This is a genomic window from Kitasatospora sp. NPDC043949 (assembly GCF_056435365.1).
Genome location: NZ_JBWKEQ010000012.1, coordinates 84,586 through 108,635, shown reverse-complemented (window position 1 = coordinate 108,635; position 24,050 = coordinate 84,586). Strand labels below are relative to the sequence as shown.

Sequence of the window (24,050 nt, the reverse complement as noted above, 5' to 3'; positions counted from 1 at the left end):
GGGGGAGGGCTTGGCTACTGGGGACGGGCCAAAGAACAAAACAAACCCACGAGGGCGGTAGCCCCACCCCCCCCTCCTGTGGACGCGGGCGGGCCCCCCCCCCCCCCCCCCCCCCCCCCCCCCGGGGCTCAGCCCTCCTGGCCGCCGAAGCGGGTGGTCCAGGCGGTCAGGTCCTCGTCGGTGATCTTGGCGAACAGCACCGGCGGCACGGTGAACGCCGTCCCGGCCGGCACCAGGTCCAGTGCCCGCGCCTGCTCCGGGCCGACCCAGGACAGGCCGGCCGCCGGAGCGTCCTCGGGCAGGGCGAAGGCGCCGCGCATCGCCGCCGCCGCGGTCGGGATGAACGGCTCGGAGACCACCGCGTACAGCTGGATCAGGTTCATCGCGGTGCGCAGGGTCAGCGCCGCCGCGTCCGGGTCGGTCTTCACCTGGAGCCAGGGCGCCTTCTCGTCCAGGTACGCGTTGCCAGCGCTCCACAGCGCGCGCAGAGCCTGCGCGGCCTTGCGGAAGTTGAGCCCGTCCAGCTGGGCCTCGTACTCGGCCAGCAGGGCGGCGATCTGCTCGCCGAGGCGCTGTTCGGCCTCGCCGGGCGCGTGGCCGGCCGGGACGGCGTCGCCGAAGCGCTTGCGGCTGAAGGTGAGCACCCGGTTGACGAAGTTGCCGAGGGTGTCGGCGAGGTCCTTGTTGACGACGGAGGCGAAGAGGTCCCAGGTGAAGCTGGAGTCGTCCGACTCGGGGGCGTGCGCCATCAGGAAGTAGCGCCAGTAGTCGGCCGGCAGCAGTTCCAGGGCGACGTCGGTGAAGATGCCGCGCTTCTGGCTGGTGGAGAACTTCCCGCCGTAGTAGGTCAGCCAGTTGAAGGCCTTGACGTAGTCGACCTTCTTCCACGGTCGGCGCGAGCCGAGGATCGTGGCCGGGAACATCACGGTGTGGAACGGGACGTTGTCCTTGGCCATGAACTCGGTGTACCGGACGCTGTGGTCGGCCTCGTACCACCAGGACTTCCAGTCCCGGGCCTGCCCGGCCGGGGCCGCGTCCGCCCACTCCTTGGTGGCGCCGATGTACTCGATCGGGGCGTCGAACCAGACGTAGAACACCTTGCCCTCGGCCGCCAGCTCCGGCCAGACGTCGGCCGGCACCGGGACGCCCCACTCCAGGTCGCGGGTGATCGCGCGGTCCTGGAGGCCCTCGGTGAGCCACTTGCGGGCGATCGAGGAGGCCAGCACCGGCCAGTCGTCGCCGTGGGCGGCGATCCACTGCTCGACCTCGTCGGTCAGCTCCGACTGGAGCAGGAACAGGTGCCTGGTCTCCCGGACCTCCAGGTCGGAGCTGCCGCTGATCGCCGAACGCGGCTCCAGCAGGTCGGTCGGGTCCAGTACCCGGGTGCAGTTCTCGCACTGGTCGCCGCGCGCCTTGTCGTAGCCGCAGTGCGGGCAGGTGCCGACGATGTAGCGGTCCGGCAGGAAGCGGCCGTCGGCGTTGGAGTACACCTGCCGGATCGCGCGCTCCTCGATGAAGCCGTTGCGCTGGAGTTCGCGGGCGATCTCCTGGGTGATCTCGCGGTTCTGCGGGGAGGAGCTGCGGCCGAAGTGGTCGAAGGACAGCCCGAAGCCGTCGTACACCGCCTTCTGCGCGTCGTGCGCCTGGGCGCAGAACTCGGCGACGGGCAGCCCGGCCTCCTGCGCGGCCAGTTCGGCGGGCGTGCCGTGCTCGTCGGTCGCGCAGATGTAGAGCACCTCGTGGCCGCGCCGGCGCAGGTAGCGGGAGTAGACGTCCGCCGGGAGCATCGACCCGACCATGTTGCCCAGGTGCTTGATCCCGTTGATGTACGGAAGGGCGCTGGTGACCAGGTGCCGAGCCATCCTCGGATGCTCCGATTTCTCCCGCACGCGCACCCCACCCGGAGTGCTGTGCCAGGCGCAGGGGTCCACTGTGGGCTGCCAAGCCTACCGCCGCCGGGCCGGGAGGACGGTGCGGCTCAGGGGCGGGCTCAGGGGTGGGCTCAGGGGTGGGTGCGGTTCAAGGGCGGTGCTGCTCAGGGGCGGGTGCTGCTCGGGGGCGGGTGTGGCTCAGGGCCCGACGGAGTCGCTGTACCGGTCGAACTCCCCGGCCTTCACCCCGCGGACGAACGCGGCCCACTTGCGCGGCGTGGTCCGGACGACGATCTCGGGGCGGTCCGACTCGCGGATCTCCACCAGACCGTCGGCGGCTCTGATCTCGACGCACTCGTTGCTCTCGCCGCTGGACGAGGACTTCCGCCACTCAGTCATGAGAAGTCTTTCAGTAAGGCCCGGATGAAGTCCCGGGACTCGGCCGGCCCGAGGGCGACCGCGGCGGTCTCCTCCTTGATCTGTCGGTACGTCTGCAGTTCGGTGTCGGTGTGCACGAACTTCGGCCCGTTCGAGAGGTCGATCTGCACGGTGTCGAGCTCGGGAACGGGCCCGCGGGCGAGGTAGAGGCTCTCTCCGGACCCGGGAAAGGTGTCGACGCTGAACGGGATGGTCCGGATCTCCACCCCGGGCCGCTCGGAATCCTCCAGCACGCCGAGCAGCTGGTCGCGCAGCACCACCGCCCCGCCGAACTGCATGCGCAGCGCGGATTCGTGGATGTACGCGGCGTACGGCTTCGGGCGTTCGGTGAACAGCCGCTGGCGCTGGATCCGGAACGCGGTGCGGGCGTCGGCGTCTGGCTGGGGCATCGGCGGCCGGACCCGGGCGAACACCGCGGAGGCGTACGCCGAGGTCTGCAGCAGTCCGGGGATGAAGGTGGTGTGCAGGATGGCCAGCGACTCGGCGTGGTGCTCCATCTCCGCGATGTCGATGAGCCCGCCGGGCAGCCGGCCGCGGTAGCCGTCCCACCAGTACTTGCGCCGGTCCTGCGTCATCGCGAGCAGCGCGTCGAGGTAGGGGCCGTCGGCGCAGTGGCAGGTGCGGGCCCAGAGCCGGAGCCGTTCGGCGCTGATGCCGGACTTCCCGTTCTCCATCTGCGAGATCTTGGGCAGGTCGGTGCCCAGGGTGGCGGCCAGGCTCTTGGGCGTCACGCCCACGCGTTCGCGCATCTTGCGCAGCTCGATGCCAAGGCGCTGCTGACGCACGGTCGGCGACAAGCGGGGTGGCATGACTCTCTTCTCCGGATCGCGGCTCGGGTCGATGCTTCCGGTGAAGTGTGCCGTGCTCACCCGGCCCTAGCTACTGAAATGGGGGATACCCCACGATGGAGTGAACGTTCTCCCGCTCGGTAGCAAGTCTTGCACCTCGACCCTATGGTCGTTCCCGCGTCAGTCACTGACTTGTTGTGGCCTAAACAGCCGCCAATCAGCCGTAAATACACACCAGATGCATGGTCGGCACGCTCGACATCACCGACCGGAGACTGTCATGCCGCTTCCGCTGCTTCTCACCCCCGCCCACCGCATTCCCGCCACCCGGTGAACGGCCTGCTCGTCGCCGGTTTGTCCGCCCTCCTGCTCGCCGTGCTATTCGTCGGCTGGCTGGTCTGGCTGGTCAACGCCCAACCCCGCGAACCGCGTTCCGTAAAACGCGAGTTCGTCGTCCGCCATTCCTCCGCCGCCGTCGAGAAGAAATAGCGCGCGGCAGCGGTGGCCCCCCGCCGGGAGGGGGGCCACCGGAGGGTGCGGTCAGCCGTCGCCGAAGTGGTCGAATTCGCCGCGCTTCACGCCCTCGATCCAGAGCGCGAACTTCTGCGGGGTGGTGACGATGATCGCGTCGGGGCTCTCGGATTCGCGGACCTCGATCAGTCCCCGTTCGTTGACGGACACCTCCACGGAGTCGCCGCCGTCCCGGGTGCTGCTGGTGGACTTCTGCCACTGCTGGGTCATCGGTTTCCTACTCCCATCGCGGTTCCTGCCTGGCACCCTGGACAACTCCCGGGGGGCCGTTCAGGAACGGGGGCGCACGGGGGGTTGGGCACCGCGCGAAAGGCGCTCGACGAGGCGGATCCGGGCGGCGGGCCACTCGTCGGCGAGCATCGAGAAGTAGGCGGTGTCGCGCCACACGCCGGTGGCGCGCCGCTTCTCGCGGCGGTGGACGCCCTCGTACCGGGCGCCGAGGCGCAGGATCGCGTTGCGGGAGCGCTCGTTGAGCGCGTCCGTCTTCCAGTAGACCCGGCCCATGCCCAGGTCGTCGAAGGCGTGCGAGAGCAGCAGCAGCTTGGCCTCGGTGTTGACGGGCGTGCGCCAGACCGAGCGGGCGTACCAGGTGCCGCCGATCTCGACGACCTCGTCGACGGGCCTGACGTCGTAGTAGCCGGTGATGCCGACGGCCCGGCCGCTGGGGAGGTCGATCACGGCGAACTTCACCGCCGACCCGGCCGCCACCTCGGCGAGCCGGGCGTCGAGGATCGCGCCCAGTTCCTCCTCGGTCGCGGGCGGGAGGGAGGGGATCCAGCGCCAGACCTCCGGGTCGGGGCCGACGCCGGCCCACAGGTCGGGCAGGTGGTGGCGGCCGAGGGGCTCCAGGCGGACGTGGCGGCCGGTGAGGGTCACGGGCGTGGGCGGCTGTGCGGTCATGCCGGAAAGGTAGCGCCATGCTGCACTAGATGCAATGAACTTCTGCACTAGTGCAAAATCGGCGGAGCGGGCAAAGCGAAGGGCCCCGTGGGACGTCCCGCGGGGCCCTCGACCGGATCAGGCTCAGATGAACGAGTTGATCTGGATCGTCTCGTCGCGGCCCGGGCCGACGCCGATGGCGGAGATCGGCGCGCCGGACATCTCCTCCAGCGCCTTCACGTACGCCTGCGCGTTCTTCGGCAGCTCGGCGAAGGTCTTGGCCTTGCTGATGTCCTCGGTCCAGCCCGGCAGCGTCTCGTAGATCGGCTTGGCGTGGTGGAAGTCGGACTGGTTGTACGGGAGTTCCTCGACCCGCTTGCCGTCGATCTCGTACGCGACGCAGACCGGGATCTGCTCCCAGCCGGTGAGCACGTCGAGCTTGGTGAGGAAGAAGTCGGTGAGGCCGTTGACCCGGGTCGCGTAGCGCGCGATGACCGCGTCGAACCAGCCGCAGCGACGGTCACGGCCGGTGGTGACACCGCGCTCGCCGCCGATGCGGCGCAGCGCCTCGCCGTCCTCGTCCAGCAGCTCGGTCGGGAACGGGCCGGAGCCGACGCGGGTGGTGTAGGCCTTGAGGATGCCGATGACCCGGTCGATCTTGGTCGGGCCGATGCCGGCGCCGGTGCAGGCGCCACCCGAGGTCGGGTTCGACGAGGTCACGAAGGGGTACGTGCCGTGGTCGACGTCGAGCAGGGTGCCCTGGCCGCCCTCCAGCAGGACGACCTTGTTCGCCTTGAGCGCCTGGTCCAGGACGAGGGTGGTGTCGGCGAGGAAGGGCTTGATCTTGTCCGCGTAGCCGAGGTACTCCTCGACGACCAGCTCGGCCGGGATGGCGCGGCGGTTGTACAGCTTGACCAGGATCTGGTTCTTGTCGTGCAGCGCCGCCTCGATCTTCTGGCGCAGGATCGACTCGTCGAACAGGTCCTGGACCCGGATGCCGACGCGGTTGATCTTGTCCGCGTAGGTCGGGCCGATGCCGCGGCCGGTGGTGCCGATCCGACGCTTGCCGAGGAAGCGCTCGGTGACCTTGTCCAGGGTGCGGTGGTACGGCGTGATCAGGTGGGCGTTGCCCGAGATCAGCAGCTTGGAGGTGTCGATGCCACGGTCGTTGAGGCCGCTCAGCTCGGAGAGCAGCACGCCCGGGTCGATGACGACGCCGTTGCCGATGACCGGCGTCACGTTAGGGCTGAGGATGCCGGAGGGGAGCAGGTGCAGGGCGTACTTCTGGTCGCCGATGACCACCGTGTGACCGGCGTTGTTGCCGCCCTGGTAGCGGACGACGTAGTCGACGGAGCCGCCGAGGAGGTCGGTGGCCTTCCCCTTGCCCTCGTCCCCCCACTGAGCGCCAACGAGCACGAGTGCCGGCACAGGCGTACACCCCTTCCGGTTGGGGCATCCTGCGTAGGCCGCAGTCTGCCCCGAGATAGACGAAGCCCCTGGCGCAGTAGCGCAAGGGGCTCTTGCACCGAGAGATTACCTGAGGAAGGACCGGTCGTGTCGTCCCTGTCCACGCCCGCAACCGGCGGCCCCGAGCCGCTCCTGCTGCTCCTCGACCCGGCGGCCCGGCAGACCGACGGCGAGTCGGTGCGGATCGCGAAGGACGTGCTCTGCGGAGGCGCGGACGTCAAGGTGGTCTATCCGGAGAGCCCGTCCGAACTCGACCGGGTGCTTTCGCACCGGGGTCGTCGACGCCCGGTCGTGATCGGTTCCGACCTGGCGTTGCAGCGGGTGCTCCAAGCCCTGTACCGCCAGCGTGAGCTGGGCGCGGATCCGGTGGGCATGGTTCCGGTCGGCCGGTCGGAGGAGCTGGTCGCGGCCCGCGCGCTCGGGGTGCCGGGCGAGCCGGTCCGGGCCGCGCGAGCGGTGCTGTCGGGTGCGGCGCGCAAGCTCGACCTGCTGGTGGACGACGGCGGCGGGGTGGCGCTGGGAGGGGTGCGGATCACCGGTGCCGGGACGCGGCGTCCGGCCGGCCGTACGGGTGGTTGGCGTTCGCTATGGGCGAAACTGGCTGCGGCCGAGCAGGCGAACGCACTCGCGGCGGACGGCCGGTCCTCCGCCGAGCACAACCCCCGGGTCCGGGTCGAGGCCGACGGCCGGCTGCTCGCCGACGTGCACCGGCCGGTGCGGCTGGTCCAGCTGACCCTGCCGGGCGTCGAGGCGGACGCCGCCGGCGTGCTGGAGGTGGTGATCCGCGCGCCCGGCGCCCTGGTGCGCGCCCGGGCGGAGAGCGTCTCGGTGGTCGGGCGCGGCTTCGGCTACGAGGCGGACGGCCACCCCGTCGGTCCGGTCCGCGCCCGCACCTGGACGGTCCACCCGGGCGCCTGGGGCCTGTTGCTGCCCGCCGCGTGACGCCGGGGTGAACCCCGGGTGAGCAGGCTCACTTTCGCCGTCGCCCCGACTCCCGGCCCTCCGCACACGGAACGCCCCAACAGGCGCGAACCACAAGGCCAACCGCCTCCGGCCGGAATTCCCCCCACCCGAAATCCCCACCCGGTAAGGGGTTTTGTCTACGCGCGTTACCGGCCGATCGTCAGACAATCCCGGCCGCCCGGGTTCCGGAAGCCCGTGCCCGCTGCCCTAGACTCGAAGACGTGCCACGTGGTGACGGAAGACTCAACCACGATCTTCTTCCCGGTGAGAAAGGCCCCCAGGACGCTTGCGGCGTCTTCGGTGTCTGGGCTCCCGGCGAGGAGGTCGCCAAGCTCACGTTCTTCGGCCTTTACGCCCTGCAGCACCGCGGTCAGGAATCCGCGGGCATCGCAGTGAGCAACGGCTCCCAGATTCTCGTCTTCAAGGACATGGGGCTCGTGTCCCAGGTCTTCGACGAGGCCTCCCTGGGGTCGTTGCACGGGCATATCGCCGTCGGACACGCCCGCTACTCGACCACCGGGTCCTCGGTCTGGGAGAACGCCCAGCCGACCTTCCGCGCGACCGTGCACGGTTCGCTGGCCCTCGGGCACAACGGAAACCTGGTGAACACCGCCGAACTGGCGGCGATGGTCGCCGAACTGCCCGGTGAGGAGCACGTCTCCCGCTCCGGGCGGAGCGCCGCGACCAACGACACCGACCTGGTGACCGCGCTGCTCGCCGGCCACCCGGACCTCTCCATCGAGGAGACGGCCAAGGTCGTGCTGCCCAAGGTCAAGGGCGCGTTCTCGCTCGTCTTCATGGACGAGCACACCCTCTACGCCGCCCGCGACCCGCAGGGCATCCGCCCGCTGGTGCTCGGTCGGCTGGAGCGCGGCTGGGTGGTCGCCTCCGAGACGGCGGCGCTGGACATCTGCGGCGCCTCGTTCATCCGCGAGGTCGAGCCCGGCGAGCTGATCGCCGTCGACGAGAACGGCATGCGCAGCTCCCGCTTCGCCGAGGCGAAGCCCAAGGGCTGCGTGTTCGAGTACGTCTACCTGGCCCGCCCCGACACCAGCATCGCCGGGCGCAACGTGCACCTCTCCCGCGTGGAGATGGGCCGCCGCCTGGCGAAGGAGGCGCCCGTCGAGGCCGACCTGGTGATAGCGACGCCGGAGTCCGGCACCCCCGCCGCGATCGGCTACGCCGAGGCCAGCGGCATCCCGTACGGCTCCGGCCTGGTGAAGAACGCCTACGTGGGCCGCACCTTCATCCAGCCCAGCCAGACCATCCGTCAGCTCGGCATCCGGCTCAAGCTCAACCCGCTGCGCGAGGTCATCGCGGGCAAGCGCCTGGTGGTCGTCGACGACTCGATCGTCCGCGGCAACACCCAGCGCGCGCTGGTGCGGATGCTGCGCGAGGCCGGCGCCGCCGAGGTGCACATCCGGATCTCCTCGCCGCCGGTGAAGTGGCCGTGCTTCTTCGGCATCGACTTCGCCACCCGCGCGGAGCTGATCGCCAACGGGATGACCGTCGAGGAGATCGGCCGCACGCTCGGCGCGGACTCGCTCTCCTACATCTCGATCGACGGCATGATCGAGGCCACCAAGCAGCCCAAGGACAGGCTCTGCCGGGCCTGCTTCGACGGCGAGTACCCGATGGAGCTGCCGGACCCGGCACTGCTCGGCAAGCTCCTGCTGGAGGCCGAGATCAAGGGCAGCCAGCAGCCGCCGGCCGTGCGCGGCAAGCCGACCAGCGGCAGCGACCTGGACGGCGTCCAGTCGCTGCTCGGCGGGGCGGGCGCGGCCGACGCGCTGCGCCGCCCGTAACGAATCCACGGTGGGGTCCCGCGAAACGGGGCCCCACCGCTGTTCCAGCCCCCACCAGACCCGAGAGGGCCGCACCGTAGTGACCAGCAACCAGAACGGCGCCACCTACGCCGCAGCCGGCGTCGACATCGAGGCGGGCGACCGCGCCGTCGAGCTCATGAAGCAGTGGGTGAAGAAGGCGAACCGCCCCGAGGTGGTCGGCGGTCTCGGCGGCTTCGCCGGCCTCTTCGACGCGTCCGCCTTCAAGCGCTACGAGCGGCCGCTGCTGGCTTCGGCCACCGACGGCGTGGGGACCAAGGTGGCCATCGCGGCCGCCATGGACAAGCACGACACCATCGGCCACGACCTGGTCGGCATGGTCGTCGACGACCTGGTCGTGTGCGGCGCCGAGCCGCTGTTCATGACCGACTACATCTGCGTCGGCAAGGTCGTGCCGGAGCGGGTCGCCGCGATCGTCAAGGGCATCGCCGAGGGCTGCGCGCTGGCCGGCTGCGCCCTGGTCGGCGGCGAGACCGCCGAGCACCCGGGCCTGCTCGGCCCGGACGAGTACGACGTCGCGGGCGCCGGCACCGGCGTGGTCGAGGCCGACGCGCTGCTCGGCGCCGACCGCGTGCGGGCCGGCGACGTGGTGATCGCGATGGCGGCCTCGGGCCTGCACTCCAACGGCTACTCGCTGGTGCGCCACGTGCTGCTGAACGAGGCCGGCTGGAAGCTGGACCGCAAGGTCGAGGAGTTCGGCCGCACGCTCGGCGAGGAGCTGCTGGAGCCGACCCGGATCTACTCGCTGGACTGCCTGGCGCTCACCCGCGCCACCGAGATCCACGCCTTCTCGCACGTCACCGGCGGCGGCCTGGCGGCCAACCTGGCCCGGGTCGTCCCGGAGGGCCTGCACGCCCGCCTGGACCGCGGCACCTGGACCCCGCTGCCGGTCTTCCAGACCGTCGCCCAGGTCGGCAAGGTGGCCACCCTGGAGATCGAGAAGACGCTCAACATGGGCGTCGGCATGGTCGCGGTCGTCCCGCCGTCCTCGGTGGACGCCGTGCTGGCGATCCTGGAGGACCGCGGCGTCGAGGCCTGGCTGCTCGGCGACATCGTCGAGCGCACCGGCGAGCACGAGGCCGGCGCGGCGCTCTACAACGCCTACGAGGGCTTCACCGCGGGCTGAGCCCGGCTGGACGACGAGAGGGCCCCTCCGGCGCACCGGAGGGGCCCTCTCGTCGTCCAGCCACCCGGGGGGCGGCGACCACCCGGTAACCATCCGGTACGCGGGAACGCCGAAGACCGGCCTGGCGCGCTGGGCGCCTGGGCCGGTCGGCGAAACTACTGGCTACGAGCGGCGAGAGGCCTGCGACGGCCCGGTGCCCGGCTCGGTGTCGTCCTCGTCGTCGAGGTCGGCATAGCGGGCGGCGTACTCGGCATACGGGTCGTCGTCCTCCTCCTCCTCGATCGGCTCCGGGTCGATCGGAGCGGTGGACGGCGATGCGCCCAGCTCGTTGGACAGACGGTTAGCGTCAAACCCGCCGCTGTTGTACTTCAGCTCGCGGGCGACCTTCGTCTGCTTGGCCTTGGCCCGGCCGCGCCCCATGGGTCGACCCCCTCAACGATGGGGCTCACGGCCCCGAGTCTGACACGTGTTCATGATCAGGACCGGCCTGCCCGAATGGGAGGACCGTCCCTTGGAGCATTAACGGTACCTGTTTCCGCCGCTGGACGGTACGTCGTCGGTGTGACGTGGCGCGCACCGACCGCACCCGAGACCAGGTCTTCCCAGGTCAGGGGAGGTTTTGCGGCGGTTTGCGCGCTGTCCGGAGGTGTCTGAGGTCCGTCGTTCCAGGACCGATTATCCCCCCAAGGGGGACCTTGGATCACCCGATCGGGCGCAGAAGTGAGAATCCGGTTCCACATCGTGATGCGCGGGGGGCGGCTGGGCCCCTCCCGCCCGGGGGCGGGTCACGGGGGTGCGGCCGCCCCCCGCGCATCCGAGGTTCCGGGGGCGCCGGATCAGGCCCGGCGGGCGCCCGGCAGCAGGACCGTGCGCAGCGCGCTGATCTCGCGCATCCGCTTCTCGGCCAGGCGGTCGGCGGCGACCGCCGGCGGGACGCCGTCGGAGGCGGCCCGGGTGAAGATCTCCAGGGTGGTGTCGAAGATCCTGGTGGCCTTGTTCTTGGCCCGGTCGAAGTTGAAGCCCTCGATCTCGTCGGCGACCTGGATCACGCCGCCGGAGTTCACCAGGTAGTCCGGCGCGTAGAGGATGCCGCGGTCCGCGAGGTCCTTCTCGACGCCCGGGTGGGCCAGCTGGTTGTTGGCCGCGCCGCAGACGACCGTGGTGCCGGACTCGCCGAGCGCGGCCACCGTGTCGTCGGTCAGCGCGCCGCCCAGGGCGCAGGGGGCGTAGACGTCCAGCCGGGCCTGCAGCAGGGCGGCGGTGTCGGCGACGACCTCCACCTCCGGGTGGGCCGCGCGGACGCGGTTCACGGCGGTCTCGGAGACGTCGGTGATGACGACGGTGGCGCCGTCCGCGACGAGGTGGCCGACCAGGTAGTGGCCGACCTTGCCGACGCCCGCGACGCCGACCCGCTTCCCGCGCAGGGTCGGCTGGCCCCAGCGGGCCTGGGCGGTGGCGCGCATGCCCTGGAAGACGCCGAAGGCGGTCAGGATGGACGAGTCGCCGGCGCCGCCGTGCTCGGGCGAGCGGCCCGTCACGAACTGCGTCTCGCGCGCGATGACGTCCATGTCCTGCACGTAGGTGCCCACGTCGCAGGCGGTGATGTAGCGGCCGCGCAGGGACTCCACGAAGCGGCCGTAGGCGCGGAGCATCGCCTCGTTCTTGTCCTTGGTGGGGTCGCCGATGATGACGGCCTTGCCGCCGCCGAGGTCGAGCCCGGCCAGCGCGTTCTTGTAGGACATGCCGCGGGACAGGTTGAGCGCGTCCTCCAGGGCCGCCTCCTCGGAGGCGTACGGGAAGAAGCGGGTGCCGCCGAGGGCCGGGCCCAGCGCGGTGGAGTGGATGGCGATGATCGCCTTGAGCCCGGAGCTGCGGTCGTGGCAGAGGACGACCTGCTCGTGGCCGTCGCCGGGGGCGCCGTCCTGCTCGGTGCGGAAGATCCTGCTGAGCACTCCGGGTGCGGGGTGCGTGGCGGATGTCTGTACGTCGGTCACTGTGGTGACTCCAGTATCGAAGGCCCGCCTGCTGTGGTGCGGGCGCCTAGGGCGAAGCGTAGTCGCGGGAGCGTCGCCGATCCGCCCTCTTGTCCGAGCTTGTCCCCGCGGTCCGGGGAATGGGACGCCGGGGGTGCGCGGTGCGGGCGCGAAGGGGTTCGGGGGCGCGCCCTCCCGGGGCCGGTCGGCGCGTGCGACCATGCAGGACGTGACCGTCGTGCGCACCTCGGTACTGCCGCCCTACGCCGCCCACCTGCGGGTCTACGAGCCGCTGGCCGCCTACCCGGAGTCCGAGCGGGCGCGCTGGCAGGCCTACGCGGCGGAGCGCGGTCCGGACGCCGTCGAGGCGGCGCAGCCGGTGGCCGCGGCCGTCCTGGAGGAGCAGCGGGAGGCGCTGGCGGAGCTGGCCGCCCGGACGCCCCGGGCGCTGCCCGAGCGGGAGAGCGGGCGGGCCTACCTGCGGGTGGTGGACGGCGTGCTGTACGTCTGCCCGTGGGCGACCAGGCTGCGCAGCTGGCAGGCGCTGGAGGAGCTGCGGGCGGCCGCGCCGGTGGCGCTGCTGGACACCGCGGTGCCGCCGGTGGCCCGGGCGGCGGCGGAGGCGGACCGGGAGCGCTGGCGGGCCGGCCATCCGGACGCCCGGCCGTGGATCCTGACCAGCCGGTGGGAGGTGCCGGTGCGCTGGTTCCTGCCGTTCGGGGACGAGGACCGCTGTTTCGTGCCGGCGCAGGAGCGGGGCAAGCCGGGGCGGGCGGCGGCGCTGTTCTACCTGGTGCCGATGGCGCAGGCGCGCCGCCGGGTGGCCCGGGCCTTCCGGGCGCTGCGTGAAGAGGTGCCGGACGGGGAACTGGTCCGGGGGGCGGAACAGGTCGGGCGGTGGCTGGAGGAATTCCATCCGCGCTCGCTGGTGGAGCTGGACTACGGGGGGCTGGTGCATTTGCTGGGGCCGGAGCGGCTGTTGGCGGACCGTTCGGCGGGGGAGCTGGAGGAGGGGCTCCGCGCGCTGCGGGCGGGGGACACCGCGGAGGCGCTGCGCGCGTACGGGGAACTGACGGCGCGCTGGCGGAGGGTGCTGGCGCTGCGGTACGCGAACTGACGTCCGACCACCCGTGTATGACTGTAAGAGTCCTATGGCCCGAGCTGGATGACCAAGGTCCTGGTTCGGGTCAATAGCTGTCGAACGTGACACTACTCACCGTTGACGCGAACTTACCCCTATGTGCAAAAATGGGACAACCAGCCCAACTTCACGCGGGCATGCCCACTTTTGGGTGGTTCTGGAGTCGATGCGTGCTTTGCGGGGAAACAGGGGGCCTGGTCCCCTCGTAACCAGGCGTCACGGCCGCGTGACTGCCCGTTATGGGGTGGTCCATCGCCATCCGTCGCTCTTGAACCCGTGAGGGGTCAATTTTGGCGGTTTGGTCGATAGGGCTGGACGGATGGTGTAGTTGTAGACACCAGGACAAGCCGTTCGTCCTATAACCGACTCGGCCCGTCTATGCCATTTCGGGCATCGCGGGCCAAGGTGCAGAATTTGAAGGATAGAACCGCCCTGGTTCGGTTCTCCCGAGGAGGCCGCTCATGACCGCTCGTACCCCTGATGCTGAGCCCCTGCTGACGCCGGCAGAGGTCGCCACCATGTTCCGCGTGGACCCGAAGACGGTCACTCGTTGGGCCAAGGCGGGCAAGCTGACGTCCATTCGCACGCTCGGCGGTCACCGCCGTTACCGCGAGGCGGAGGTGCGCGCTCTGCTGGCCGGGATTCCCGCTCAGCGCACTGAGGCCTGATAGGCCGAAGGCTCTTTAAAGGGGCCGCTTACCGGACTCCGCCGGGTCCGGTAAGCGGCCCCTTTGCCATGCCCGCTCGCGGTGTCCGGGTACTCGGCACAACGTACGGAATGCTGAACTCCGGATAACGATTCGATGCGCATGATGCGGGGGGGATTTACAGTTAATGGCTGTACAATTTTACATATTAAATTAGTGAGGTCTTGGTGGGGGTGGTGCGGGGGTGTTCTCGGGAAAAGATAAGTGACGACCGTCACACCGTCTGTCACTTGTGGTCTGGACCTGGTCCGGGATAAACACCGGACGCCAAAAGCGAGAGGCCCGGAACCTGACGGTTCCGGGCCTCTCGCACTGCGGCGATCCCGACGGGACTTGAACCCGCGACCTCCACCTTGACAGGGTGGCGAGCTAACCAACTGCTCCACGGGACCAGAGTTTTCTGATCTCGTTCACTCGCTTGCCGCGCTGCGAACAAGACAGATCGTAGCCCATGGTGGGCCCCCAGGTCGAACTGGCACCTGAGGGCCCCCGAGGAGGCCGCCGCCCAGCTCAGAGCGTGGCCCTGGCGGCCTCCATCGCCTTGGTGATCCGCTTCTCCGACACCGGGCTCGGCGTGCCCAGCGACTGGGCGAAGAAGCTGACCCGCAACTCCTCGATCATCCAGCGGATCGCCAGCACCTCCGCGGACGGCTGCCGACCGGCCGGCACCGCCGCCAGCAGCTCCCCGTACTCCCGCTGCACCTGCTGGACCTTCAGCAACTGCTGGGCGTCCCGCTGCGGGTGGTTGGGCAGCGCCTCCAGCCGGCGGTCCACCGCCAGCAGGTAGCGCTTGAGGTCCGGCAGCCGCTGCCAGCCGGTGTCCGTGACGAAGCCCGGGTGCACCAGGGAGGCCAGGTGCAGCCGGATGTCGTTCACCGCGTTCAGCAGCACCGGGCTGCTCACCGACTTCAGCCGGGTCGAGGCCTTGTGGAAGGCGATCAGTGCGGTGGCCGTCTTCAGCGTGGTGTCCGCGGACAGGTCGTACAGGTCCGCCCGCACCTTGTCGTGCAGCGTGCCGAAGGCCGCCTCGTCCCAGGCCGGTCCGCCGGCCAGGGTCATCAGCCGGTCCGTCGCACAGGCCACCACGTCCTCGAAGAGGGCGTTCACCGAGCCGTGCGGGTTGTGCGAGAGCGCCAGCTTCGCCTGGTTGCCCAGCCGGCCCTGGATCGACTTGGCCGGGGAGGTGGTGGTCAGCATCAGCAGCCGGCGGGTGCCCTCCCACATCGACCGCGTCTGCGCCTGCGGGGTGTCGAACAGCTTCACGCCGACCGACGCCCCCTCGTCCACCAGGGCCGGGTAGGCGCGCAGCGAGTGGCCGCGCGAGCGCTGCTCGAAGGTGCGCTGGAGCACGGGCAGGCCGCCCGGCCAGGCGGTCAGCCCGCCCTGCTCGATGCCCTGGCCGGAGGCCGCCGAGGACAGCGTCTCCTTGAGCTTCGGCTTGAGTCGCAGCCGCAGCTCCTCCAGGTCCTTGGACTCGGCGAGCTTGCGGCGGCCGTCCACCACCCGGAAGGTCACCTTGAGGTGGTCCGGCACCCGCTCGTCGTCCCAGGCCTCCGGCGGCACGGTGATGGCCGTCAGGCGCTTGAGGGCGTGCTCCAGGGACGGCAGCAGCGGCTCCTGGCGGTCCTCCACCGCGCGCAGCGCCGCCTTCGCGAAGTCCGGCGCCGGCACGAAGTTGCGCCGGATCGCCTTCGGCAGCGACTTGATGTACGCGGTGACCAGCTCCGTCCGCAGGCCCGGGATCTGCCAGTCGAAGCCCTCCGCGGTGACCTGGTTGAGCACCGGCAGCGGGATGTGGACGGTCACGCCGTCCGCGTCGCTGCCCGGTTCGAACTGGTAGGTCAGCTGGAAGCGCAGCTTGCCCTGCTGCCAGTGGTCCGGGTAGTCGGCCTCCGTGACGCCGTCCGCGGAGTCGTTGATCAGCATCGACTTCTCGAAGTTGAGCAGGTCCGGCTGCTCGTGCCGGGCCTTCTTCCACCAGGAGTCGAAGTGCCGGGTGGAGACCACGTCCTCCGGCAGCCGGGCGTCGTAGAACTCGAACAGGGTCTGGTCGTCGACCATGATGTCCCGGCGCCGGGCCCGGTTCTCCAGCTCCTCGACCTCGCCGAGCAGCTTGCGGTTCTCGGCGAAGAACCGGTGGTGGGTCTCCCAGTCGCCCTCGACCAGCGCGTTGCGGATGAACAGCTCGCGGCACAGCTCCGGGTCGATCCGGCCGTAGTTGACCTTGCGCTGGGCGACGACCGGCATCCCGTAGAGCGTCACCCGCTCGTACGCCAGGACGGCTCCGGCCTTCTTCTCCCAGTGCGGCTCGCTGTACGTCCGCTTGATCAGGTGGCCGGCCAGCGGCTCCACCCACTCCGGCTCGATCTTGGCGTTGATCCGCGCCCACAGCCGGGACGTCTCCACCAGCTCGGCCGACATCACCCAGCGCGGCGGCTTCTTGAACAGGCCCGAGCCCGGGAACACCGCGAACCGGGCGCCGCGCGCGCCGCCGTACTCGCGCTTCTCCACGTCGAACAGGCCGATGTGGGAGAGCAGGCCGGCCAGCAGCGACTGGTGGATCCGGTCGGCGTCCGGCTCGGCGTCCTCGTGCGGCTCCTCGATGGTGACGCCCAACTGCTTGGCGACCGTGCGCAGCTGGGTGTAGATGTCCTGCCACTCCCGTATCCGCAGGTAGTTGAGGAACTCCGCCTTGCACATCCGGCGGAAGGCCGAGGAGGACAGCTCGCGCTGCTGCTCCCGGACGTAGCGCCACATCGCCAGGTAGGACAGGAAGTCGGAGGTCTCCGAGTTGAACCGGCGGTGCCGCTCGTCGGCGGCCTGGCGCTTCTCGGCGGGGCGCTCGCGCGGGTCCTGGATGGACAGCGCGGCGGCGATCACCATCACGTCGCGCACGCAGCCGTTCTTGTCGGCCTCCAGCACCATCCGGGCCATCCGCGGGTCCACCGGGAGCTGGGCCAGCTGGCGGCCGAGCGCGGTGAGGCGCTTGCGCGGGTCCTTCTCGTCCGGGTCCAGCGCGCCCAGCTCGTGCAGCAGGTGCACGCCGTCCTTGATGTTGCGGGAGTCCGGCGGGTCCAGGAACGGGAAGGCGGCGATGTCGCCGAGGCCCGCCGCCGTCATCTGCAGGATCACCGAGGCCAGGTTGGTGCGCAGGATCTCGGCGTCGGTGAACTCGGGGCGGGAGAGGAAGTCCTCCTCCGAGTACAGCCGGATGCAGATGCCGTCGGAGGTGCGGCCGCAGCGGCCCTTGCGCTGGTTGGCGCTGGCCTGGCTGATCGCCTCGATCGGCAGCCGCTGCACCTTGGTGCGGTGGCTGTAGCGGGAGATCCGGGCGGTGCCCGGGTCGATCACGTACTTGATGCCGGGGACGGTGAGGCTGGTCTCGGCGACGTTGGTGGCGAGGACGATCCGGCGGCTGCCGGAGCGCTGGAACACCCGGTGCTGCTCGGCCGAGCTCAGCCGGGCGTACAGCGGCAGGACCTCGGTGGACTTGAGTTTCAGCTTGTCCAGGGCATCGGCGGTGTCGCGGATCTCGCGCTCGCCGGAGAGGAAGACCAGGATGTCGCCCGGGCCCTCGGCCTGGAGCTCCTGGGCCGCTTCGCAGATCGCCTGGATCTGGTCCCGGTCGCGGTCGGCGTCCGTCGCGTCGTCGTCCTCGTCCAGGTCGTCGACGAGCGGGCGGTAGCGGACCTCCACCGGGTAGGTGCGGCCGGAGACCTCGATGATCGGGGCGTCGTCGAAGTGCCGGGCGAAGCGCTGCGGGTCGATGGTCGCGGAGGTGATCACGACCTTGAGGTCCGGGCGGCGCGGGAGCAACTGCTTGACGTAGCCGAGGATGAAGTCGATGTTGAGGCTGCGTTCGTGCGCCTCGTCGATGATCAGGGTGTCGTACTGGAGCAGTTCGCGGTCGGTCTGGATCTCCGCGAGCAGGATGCCGTCCGTCATCAGCTTGACCAGGGTGTCCTGGCCGACCTGGTCGGTGAACCGGACCTTCCAGCCGACCGCCTCGCCCAGCGGGCTGCGCAGCTCCTCCGCGACCCGCTCGGCGACCGTACGGGCGGCGATCCGGCGCGGCTGGGTGTGGCCGACCAGACCGCGCACGCCGCGGCCCAGCTCCAGACAGATCTTCGGGATCTGGGTGGTCTTGCCGGAGCCGGTCTCACCCGCGACGATCACCACCTGGTGGTCCCGGATGGCCGCCAGGATCTCGTCCTTCTTCTGGCTGACCGGCAGCTCGGCGGGATAGCTGATCGGCGGGACGGCACCGCGGCGCTGCTCGACCAGCAGCTCGGCGCGGTCGATGTCGGCGGCGATCTGGGCGGCGACCTTCTGCCGGGCCTCGGGCTTGCGGACCCGACGGGCCCCCTCCAGTCGGCGCCCGATCCGCACCTGGTCGCGCAGGGTCAGCTCGGGCAGGCGGGCGGCCAGCTCACCGATACCGGAACCCTCGGCGGGTGCGGGGGCGGACTGGACTGCGGGAGAACTCACTGCGGGCATCCCTCTAGGTTCGCAAGGAGGCACGGCGGCGCGCACCTCGGTTTTCGAGCCTCTCCAGTGTCACAGCCCCCGGCGGCCGAGCGCGAACGGCGGGTCCGGGTGCCGGTGACGTCGGGCCGGGCGGCTTCGGGCCGGGCCAGGCAACGGTTCGCGGCGGTTTCGGGCTCTGGGGGTTGAGGAGGTGCTCATGGGAGCCCAGAAGACCGCGAGGGACGAGGAGTTCCGCGCGTTCACCGGCAGCGCGTGGACGCGGCTGCTCAGGACGGCGTACCTGCTCGCGGGGGACCGGCACACCGCCGAGGACCTGGTCCAGCAGGCCCTGGAGCGGGCGTACGTCGCCTGGAGCCGGGTCCGGGCGGCCGACGACCCGCACGCCTACGTGCGCCGGATCCTGATCAACGAGCACGCCCGCCGGTTCCGCCGCCGAGCGGCCGAGGAACTGGTCACCGCCGTCCCCGACCGGGCCGCACCCGAGGGCCCCGACGGCTACGCGCGGCTGGACGAACGGGCGGCGCTGCTCACGGCCCTCGGCACGCTGCCGCCCCGGCAGCGGCAGGCCGTCGTGCTGCGGTACTGGGAGGACCTCACCGAGACCCAGACCGCCGCGGCGATGGGCTGCTCGGTCGGGACGGTGAAGAGCCAGGCGGCCAGGGGCCTGGCCAAGCTGCGGGAGGCCTCCTCACTCAACGGGCTGGCGAGCATCGGAGGCGGAAGATGAGCAACGAGGGCAACGTGGGGGCCATGGGGAACGTGGACGGCGAGGACAGGGCCGGGGCGGGGTCCGAGGCCTCGGCGGCGCGGGTCCTGGGCGAGCTGGCCGGAAGCGTCGAGATCGGGGCCGTCCCGTACGACCGGCTGGTTGCCGGGGGGCGGCGCCGGCTGCGGCGCCGGCGGCTGCTGACCAGCGGGGCGGTGGCGGCGCTGGTCGCGGCGGCCGTCGTCGGGGGGACGGCACTCGGCGGGCTCGGGCTCGGGCGGGGGCCGGGAGACGCGGCCGACGCGGGGGCGGTGGTGGCGGACGCCCGGACCGTCACCACCGCCGAGGCCGCCGCAGGCACCGCAGGCACCGCGGGCACCGCCACGACACCGACCGCTCCCGCGCGGGATCCGTTCACCCCGGTCCGGGTCGTGGTCGGCCAGGGCACCACGAACGGCAGGCAGTGGCAGGCGTGGGCCGCGTTCTGGCCGGCGGCCGCCACCAAGGAGGACGCCCTCCGCCAGGCCCGGCTGATCTGGGCGGACCGGCACGCGGCCATCCCGCAACTGCCGGAGACCACCCGGGCGGACATCGACCGGAGCTGGCACCCGGACGTGGACCTGGTGAACCTCTACGCCACCGTGGACGGGCAGCGCCAGGTCGACGACGCGATGCACGACACCCCCGCCCCGGGGACGCCGGACGGGGCGATCATCGACCGGGCCACCTCCGGAGGGGGGACGATGCTCGGGCTCAAGGGCGGGGAGCTGGGCGCCTCACCGGTGGTGATCGCCGGGGTCCGGCCCCAGGTCGCGAAGGTCGTGGTCACCTGGGACACCGGCGGCGTCAGCGCGTCGGTGCCGGTCGCCCTCGGCGACTCCCCGACGCACTGGTACGCGATCGCCAAGAAGCCGGGCGCCCAGGCCCGCACGTTCACGTACTACGCGGCGGACGGCTCCGTGCTGGGCACCGACGCCAGCTGGTTCCGCTCCTACTGAACCCGCCCGGCGCTGTGCGGCCTCGGCGCCGCCCGCGCGACCGGCCCACCTCCCCCTCGGGTCAGCCCGCCCGAGGGGGAGCCGCCCGGGATCAGTAGGGCAGCAGGTCGCCAGTGACCAGCTCGAACCCGAAGGGCTCCGGAACGCGCAGCGTCTCGCCGAACGCGATGTCCTCGCGCCGGTGGTACCGGGTGCCGTCCGGCCTGCTGAAGAGGGTGACGGTCTTCTCCCGCGCGTCGACCAGGAGGTACAGCGGGATCCCCATCAGCGGGTAGTCCCGCACCTTCCCGACCCAGTCGTTCTCGGGGTTGGAGGGCGAGACCAGCTCGACCGCGATCGCGGCCAGCTCGGCGGGCACCTGGTTGTCGGTGGTGGCCAGCGCGTCGTCCGGAAGGTACGTCAGGTCGGGATTGCGGCTCTTGCCGACGTTGGGCGAGACCAGATCGGTGTTCTCGCTCGGCAGCAGCCCGGCCGGGGTGTGGGCGTCGAACTGCCGGCGCACCACCAGCAGGTTGCGCTGGTGGATCCCCGAGGGGCTCACCATCATGGTGATGGTGTCGCCGGAGAGCTCCACCTTGAAGCCGTCGGGCAGGCTCCTGCGGGCTTCTTCCAGGAGCTCGAAGTGTTCCGGGGTCATGAGTGCGACGCCTCCCGAACCGAATCCACCGGTATCCGGCAGCCAGCGTAGTCGGCGTCCGACCCCCGGGACGGCGGAAGCCCCGCAGCGATCACGCTGCGGGGCTTCCGATCTGTGGCCAGGGCCGGGGTCGAACCGGCGACCTTCCGCTTTTCAGGCCAAGCCGGGGCGGTGATATGACCCACTTTGTCTGGTTCTGCAGTCTTCGGACGTCCGCTGTCGGATGCCCTTGCCCAGGCCGGTTGGCGTCAGCGCTGGCGTCAATCGGCGTTGCCCGTCCGTAGGGAACCGAGGCTTAGTAACCGCAGGCCTTATTGCTGTGCGATTCTGAGAAGCGCCCTTCTCACCGAGACGCGTTGACATGGCGGGGAGGCGGTTCACTACTCTTGGTCGTAGTTAGCAGAGCGTTGCTTCTGTGAGCAGGCCTCTTGCTTAGAAACAGTTGCGCCCCCGAGTCCGCCTGAACTGGGCGGGCGGACTCGGGGGCGAACAACCAGGCTCTGCCTCGGGCTGTGTGCAATGCGGTGACAGGACTCCAAGGCTTACAACGACGACACTATCACGTGCCCTCGTTGCACGAAAGAGGGCGATGATGACACAGGGTGACCAAGCGCGCTTAATCGAGGCTATCTCCGCAGAGAGGTTTCAGCCCTTCCTGGACACGTGCAGCGGTGACGAGGAGGAGGCCATGCGTCTGTATGCCTGGGACTCGGAAGTGGCGCGCGCCCTGCAGAGTCCTCTTCGTGACCTGGAAGTGGCCCTGCGGAACCAGTTGCACCGGCAGCTCGGAGGCCGGTATGCCCGACAGGACTGGTGGAACGAACGGCGGGCCGAGCCCAATCGTCACGGCCGAGCCGAGATCGAGACCGCAGAGGAGAAGTTGGTTCGGCGCAAGCCCACGTATGAGACCTGTGACGTGGTTGCGCAGCTGTCCTTCGGCTTTTGGGTCAGCCTGCTTGGCAAGGGCGGCCGAGGCGGCAACTACGAGATGAAGTACTGGAACCCTGCACTGAGGCATCTCTTCCGCGAGCACCGCGGCGGCCGCGAAGCGCTGCACGGCAAGTTTGACCGTATGCGTACGCTGCGCAACCGCATTGCGCATCAGGAGCGAATCTTCCACCGGCATCTCGACGAGGACTTCCGCACGACCATAGCTCTGCTGCGCTATCTCTCTCCGCCGATGGCGGAGAGGCATGAGAAGCACAGTCAGGTGCCCGAGGTGCTGGCCCGCAAGAGTGGTGTGCTGTCCGGCCAAGAGCCGGTGAGGTTGTGACATGACGACGGAAGAGACGGGGTGGGACAGCGCGCAGGCGGCGTCCGGACTGGTTTCTCTGGGAGAGATCAAGGAACTCGCCCAAGTAGGTCGGCCCACCGTCAGTAACTGGCGGCGCAGATTCTCCAAGGAGTCCCTTCAGCCGGACAGCGACAGGCGCCCACCGTTCCCTGATCCTGTGGGAGGCAGCGACAGCCGGCCCCTCTTCGACGCGGAGGCTGTCGCGGCCTGGTTGGACTTGCGACCGATCCCGGATGCGGGACCCCAGGAGAACGACACCCTTCCGACATACGGCGATCGGTTTCGACGCGGTCTCAGGCGACGCGAACTCGTGGCGCTGCGACACGAGCTGGAATCGGCGAAGCAGCTCATCGTCGACGCGCTCGCCATCTGCGCCATGGCCAGCGAAGGGGACAGCTGGTGCACTGATGCCCTGCCAGCAGAGCTGCTGACAGACGCGGAAGTCGCAGATCCTCGTGTTGTGCGTGCGGTCCGGCAGCTCACCGAAGAGTTGGGTTCCCCTGGGGCCGCCGCCGACGCGGTGCTGGCCCTGACCGAGCGGTTGGAGTCCGACCTGATCACGGATGCGACGCCACCCGCGCTCGCAGAGTTGGTCGGCAGGCTGGCCAGCCCGGTGGCCTCCGATCGCGACCACCCCACCATCATCAATCTGTGTGCTGGCGTGGGGGAGTTGCTGTTCGTCCTTGACGGTATCCGCGGGTGCGGCAGAATCGTCGCGGTGGAGCCCGATCCTCTGCGACGCAAGCTCATCCTCTACCGGCTCCTTGCACATCACCGCACTGCCGTGGACATCTGTGCGCGTCCTGAGGAACTGGACACCCTGCGACCCCGGGAGTTCGATCCGGATCCTGAGCGCGCTCGGGGCATCCCGTCTGGTGACGTCGTCATCGCCGACCCGCCCTACGCCGCAGGGGAGCGGGAGTATGACGAAACAGGGCCGTTGCGCTGGGCCCTTGAAACTGCGGACCGCCTCAACCCTGGCGGCCGGGGCCTCGTCGTCGTACCGTCCTGGACCCTGAGTCGGCCGCGCGGCGCGACAGCGACATCGAACGCGCGGATGCGTGAAGAACTGCTGAGCCGGGACGCAGTGGCGGCGATCATCCAGTTGCCGCGCCGCATTCACCGGTACCGCACGGGCGCAGAGCATGGGCTGCTCGTGCTGCGGAACGAGACGGCACCGCAGAAGTCGGGCCGGGTGCTATTGGTCGACGCCGACCGGATTGCCCGCCGGGTCGGCAGTGCGTGGCCGGCGCACGTGGCGAAAGTGCTGCAGGACGGAAAGTCGCCGGTGGCGGAAGAAGCAGGCAACTTCCCAGTTTCGGTCGCCGGGCCCAGGAGGGGCGTTCTCCTCGACGGCCGTTCCATCCTGCCAGCGCACCGTCTCGCTACGAAGGAACAGGGCCTGGACCACTTCTCGGCCACTTTGGAAGCACGACGCGAGGCTGCGACGGCACTGCCGCAGCTCAAGAGGTGGATTGGAGACCTCGGTATAGCCAGACGGCCCCCCGGCGGTGAGGTGGCGCACCGCAAGGTCGGCGAGCACTTGCGGGCCGGCCAGCTCAGGCTGCTGGCGGGGCACCGGATCCATGAGTCGGATGTCGGGGACGCCGGAGTGATGGTTGTAGGGCGTGAGGAAATGCTCGGCACGCTGCCGCTCGGGCAGCGCCGGATCGCGTTGGAAGACCTGGCTCGGTATCCCCAGGCTGTGACCACCGAGCGCGGCGACGTCTTCCTCCTCACCGAGCACCGGGTACGCACGCGTGTGGACGCCGCAGGCGGGTGTGTACTGCTCGCACCAGTGCAAGGGTTAAGGATCCCGGCCTACCGGGAGTTTTTGGCCGGGAAGGTACGCCCTGACGAAGTATGGATGCGCCCCCACCCGCTCGCGCAACTGCTCGCGGCCCCTCGTAACCAGCAGCGCAGCAGCGGGTCGCTGGTCCGAAGGGTGAGCGTGCGGGAAATGGACCTGCCGGGGCTGCCGCCCGGAGAGATTGCCGAGCTGGAGGCCATCCTGGCTGAGACGGACCGGCAGCGCGCGGACGTGGGCAGACAACTGGAGGCGCTGGATAACCTGGCCCTGCGGCTGGCGGCCGGGGTCGCCGACGGGGACCTAGCGCTGCGCCGCCGACCTGGCAGTGCCTGAGGCCGGTCCGGCGAGACGACAAGGAGCATGGCAGTGCCGTCCACCACGGCCCATGA

At 70.3% G+C, this 24,050-nt stretch carries 20 protein-coding genes and 1 tRNA gene; 10 read left to right on the top strand and 11 right to left on the bottom strand.

All coding sequences use genetic code 11. The annotated features are described in order from the left end of the window. Positions 1 to 128: 128 nt before the first annotated feature. The 3 genes from metG to AC07AL_RS12970 form a co-directional block, all read right to left on the bottom strand. Positions 129 to 1,862, bottom strand: coding sequence for a methionine--tRNA ligase (gene metG / locus AC07AL_RS12980; protein WP_363628064.1), 1,734 nt, complete (start codon positions 1,860 to 1,862; stop codon positions 129 to 131). Positions 1,863 to 2,069: 207 nt separating this feature from the next. Next, positions 2,070 to 2,270: a DUF397 domain-containing protein gene (locus AC07AL_RS12975; protein ID WP_063348346.1), complete on the bottom strand. Its 201-nt coding sequence runs from the start codon at positions 2,268 to 2,270 to the stop codon at positions 2,070 to 2,072. Beyond that, positions 2,267 to 3,118: a helix-turn-helix domain-containing protein gene (locus AC07AL_RS12970; RefSeq protein WP_363628065.1), complete on the bottom strand. Its 852-nt coding sequence runs from the start codon at positions 3,116 to 3,118 to the stop codon at positions 2,267 to 2,269. Before AC07AL_RS12970 ends, AC07AL_RS12975 begins: the two co-directional genes overlap by 4 nt. Positions 3,119 to 3,427: 309 nt before the next feature. Between AC07AL_RS12970 and AC07AL_RS12965 the strand changes: the two genes are divergently transcribed. Next, on the top strand, positions 3,428 to 3,586 hold the full coding sequence (locus tag AC07AL_RS12965) for a hypothetical protein (RefSeq protein WP_350880619.1): 159 nt from the start codon (positions 3,428 to 3,430) through the stop codon (positions 3,584 to 3,586). 51 nt (positions 3,587 to 3,637) lie between these two features. Here AC07AL_RS12965 and AC07AL_RS12960 read toward each other — a convergent pair whose 3' ends face one another. The 3 genes from AC07AL_RS12960 to AC07AL_RS12950 form a co-directional block, all read right to left on the bottom strand. After that, on the bottom strand, positions 3,638 to 3,838 hold the full coding sequence (locus AC07AL_RS12960) for a DUF397 domain-containing protein (RefSeq protein WP_350880617.1): 201 nt from the start codon (positions 3,836 to 3,838) through the stop codon (positions 3,638 to 3,640). A 60-nt stretch (positions 3,839 to 3,898) separates the two neighbouring features. Next, positions 3,899 to 4,528 carry a GNAT family N-acetyltransferase gene (locus tag AC07AL_RS12955; RefSeq protein ID WP_363581419.1) on the bottom strand — a complete coding sequence of 210 codons (630 nt, stop codon included), beginning with the start codon at positions 4,526 to 4,528 and terminating at the stop codon, positions 3,899 to 3,901. Positions 4,529 to 4,651: 123 nt separating this feature from the next. Continuing rightward, on the bottom strand, positions 4,652 to 5,935 hold the full coding sequence (locus AC07AL_RS12950; RefSeq protein ID WP_363581417.1) for an adenylosuccinate synthase: 1,284 nt from the start codon (positions 5,933 to 5,935) through the stop codon (positions 4,652 to 4,654). A gap of 126 nt (positions 5,936 to 6,061) precedes the next feature. Here AC07AL_RS12950 and AC07AL_RS12945 point away from each other — a divergent pair, with 126 nt between their 5' ends. The 3 genes from AC07AL_RS12945 (at position 6,062) to purM (ending at position 9,907) form a co-directional block, all read left to right on the top strand. Further along, complete coding sequence (locus tag AC07AL_RS12945) at positions 6,062 to 6,916, top strand: diacylglycerol kinase family protein (protein ID WP_363581415.1); 855 nt, start codon at positions 6,062 to 6,064, stop codon at positions 6,914 to 6,916. A gap of 242 nt (positions 6,917 to 7,158) precedes the next feature. Beyond that, positions 7,159 to 8,742 (top strand): amidophosphoribosyltransferase, encoded by a 1,584-nt coding sequence (gene purF / locus AC07AL_RS12940; RefSeq protein WP_350880611.1) that lies wholly within the window; start codon positions 7,159 to 7,161, stop codon positions 8,740 to 8,742. 79 nt (positions 8,743 to 8,821) lie between these two features. Beyond that, complete coding sequence (purM, locus tag AC07AL_RS12935; RefSeq protein ID WP_363581413.1) at positions 8,822 to 9,907, top strand: phosphoribosylformylglycinamidine cyclo-ligase; 1,086 nt, start codon at positions 8,822 to 8,824, stop codon at positions 9,905 to 9,907. A 162-nt stretch (positions 9,908 to 10,069) separates the two neighbouring features. Here purM and AC07AL_RS12930 read toward each other — a convergent pair whose 3' ends face one another. Both AC07AL_RS12930 and AC07AL_RS12925 read right to left on the bottom strand, forming a co-directional pair. Then, complete coding sequence (locus tag AC07AL_RS12930; protein WP_063348338.1) at positions 10,070 to 10,327, bottom strand: DUF3073 domain-containing protein; 258 nt, start codon at positions 10,325 to 10,327, stop codon at positions 10,070 to 10,072. Between the two features lie 416 nt (positions 10,328 to 10,743). After that, positions 10,744 to 11,901, bottom strand: a complete 1,158-nt coding sequence (locus AC07AL_RS12925) for a Glu/Leu/Phe/Val dehydrogenase dimerization domain-containing protein (protein ID WP_363581411.1) — start codon at positions 11,899 to 11,901, stop codon at positions 10,744 to 10,746. A 208-nt stretch (positions 11,902 to 12,109) separates the two neighbouring features. Between AC07AL_RS12925 and AC07AL_RS12920 the strand changes: the two genes are divergently transcribed. Then, positions 12,110 to 12,997: a DUF8083 family protein gene (locus AC07AL_RS12920; RefSeq protein WP_363581409.1), complete on the top strand. Its 888-nt coding sequence runs from the start codon at positions 12,110 to 12,112 to the stop codon at positions 12,995 to 12,997. A 485-nt stretch (positions 12,998 to 13,482) separates the two neighbouring features. Continuing rightward, a complete protein-coding gene (bldC, locus tag AC07AL_RS12915; RefSeq protein ID WP_014137253.1) occupies positions 13,483 to 13,689 on the top strand; it encodes a developmental transcriptional regulator BldC in 207 nt (68 codons plus the stop codon). A 357-nt stretch (positions 13,690 to 14,046) separates the two neighbouring features. Here the strand turns inward: bldC and AC07AL_RS12910 are convergent. Both AC07AL_RS12910 and hrpA read right to left on the bottom strand, forming a co-directional pair. Beyond that, positions 14,047 to 14,120: transfer RNA gene (locus AC07AL_RS12910), tRNA-Asp, on the bottom strand. 118 nt (positions 14,121 to 14,238) lie between these two features. Next, positions 14,239 to 18,225: an ATP-dependent RNA helicase HrpA gene (gene hrpA, locus AC07AL_RS12905; RefSeq protein WP_363581407.1), complete on the bottom strand. Its 3,987-nt coding sequence runs from the start codon at positions 18,223 to 18,225 to the stop codon at positions 14,239 to 14,241. A gap of 187 nt (positions 18,226 to 18,412) precedes the next feature. Between hrpA and AC07AL_RS12900 the strand changes: the two genes are divergently transcribed. Beyond that, entirely contained in the window at positions 18,413 to 18,943 is a 531-nt protein-coding gene (locus tag AC07AL_RS12900) for a SigE family RNA polymerase sigma factor (protein ID WP_363376868.1), read from the top strand. After that, on the top strand, positions 18,940 to 19,920 hold the full coding sequence (locus AC07AL_RS12895; RefSeq protein WP_363581405.1) for a hypothetical protein: 981 nt from the start codon (positions 18,940 to 18,942) through the stop codon (positions 19,918 to 19,920). The genes AC07AL_RS12900 and AC07AL_RS12895 overlap by 4 nt, the downstream gene beginning before the upstream one ends. 91 nt (positions 19,921 to 20,011) lie before the next feature. On the opposite strand, the gene AC07AL_RS12890 is transcribed toward AC07AL_RS12895, so the two are convergent. Continuing rightward, positions 20,012 to 20,557 (bottom strand): Uma2 family endonuclease, encoded by a 546-nt coding sequence (locus AC07AL_RS12890; protein ID WP_363581403.1) that lies wholly within the window; start codon positions 20,555 to 20,557, stop codon positions 20,012 to 20,014. A 688-nt stretch (positions 20,558 to 21,245) separates the two neighbouring features. On the opposite strand from AC07AL_RS12890, the gene AC07AL_RS12885 reads away from it, so the two are divergent. Then, the gene (locus tag AC07AL_RS12885) at positions 21,246 to 21,830 is read left to right on the top strand and encodes a hypothetical protein (RefSeq protein ID WP_478317418.1); all 585 of its coding nucleotides are present in this window, start codon (positions 21,246 to 21,248) and stop codon (positions 21,828 to 21,830) included. A 1-nt stretch (position 21,831) separates the two neighbouring features. Continuing rightward, entirely contained in the window at positions 21,832 to 23,994 is a 2,163-nt protein-coding gene (locus AC07AL_RS12880) for an N-6 DNA methylase (protein WP_478317417.1), read from the top strand. Positions 23,995 to 24,050: the final 56 nt, after the last annotated feature.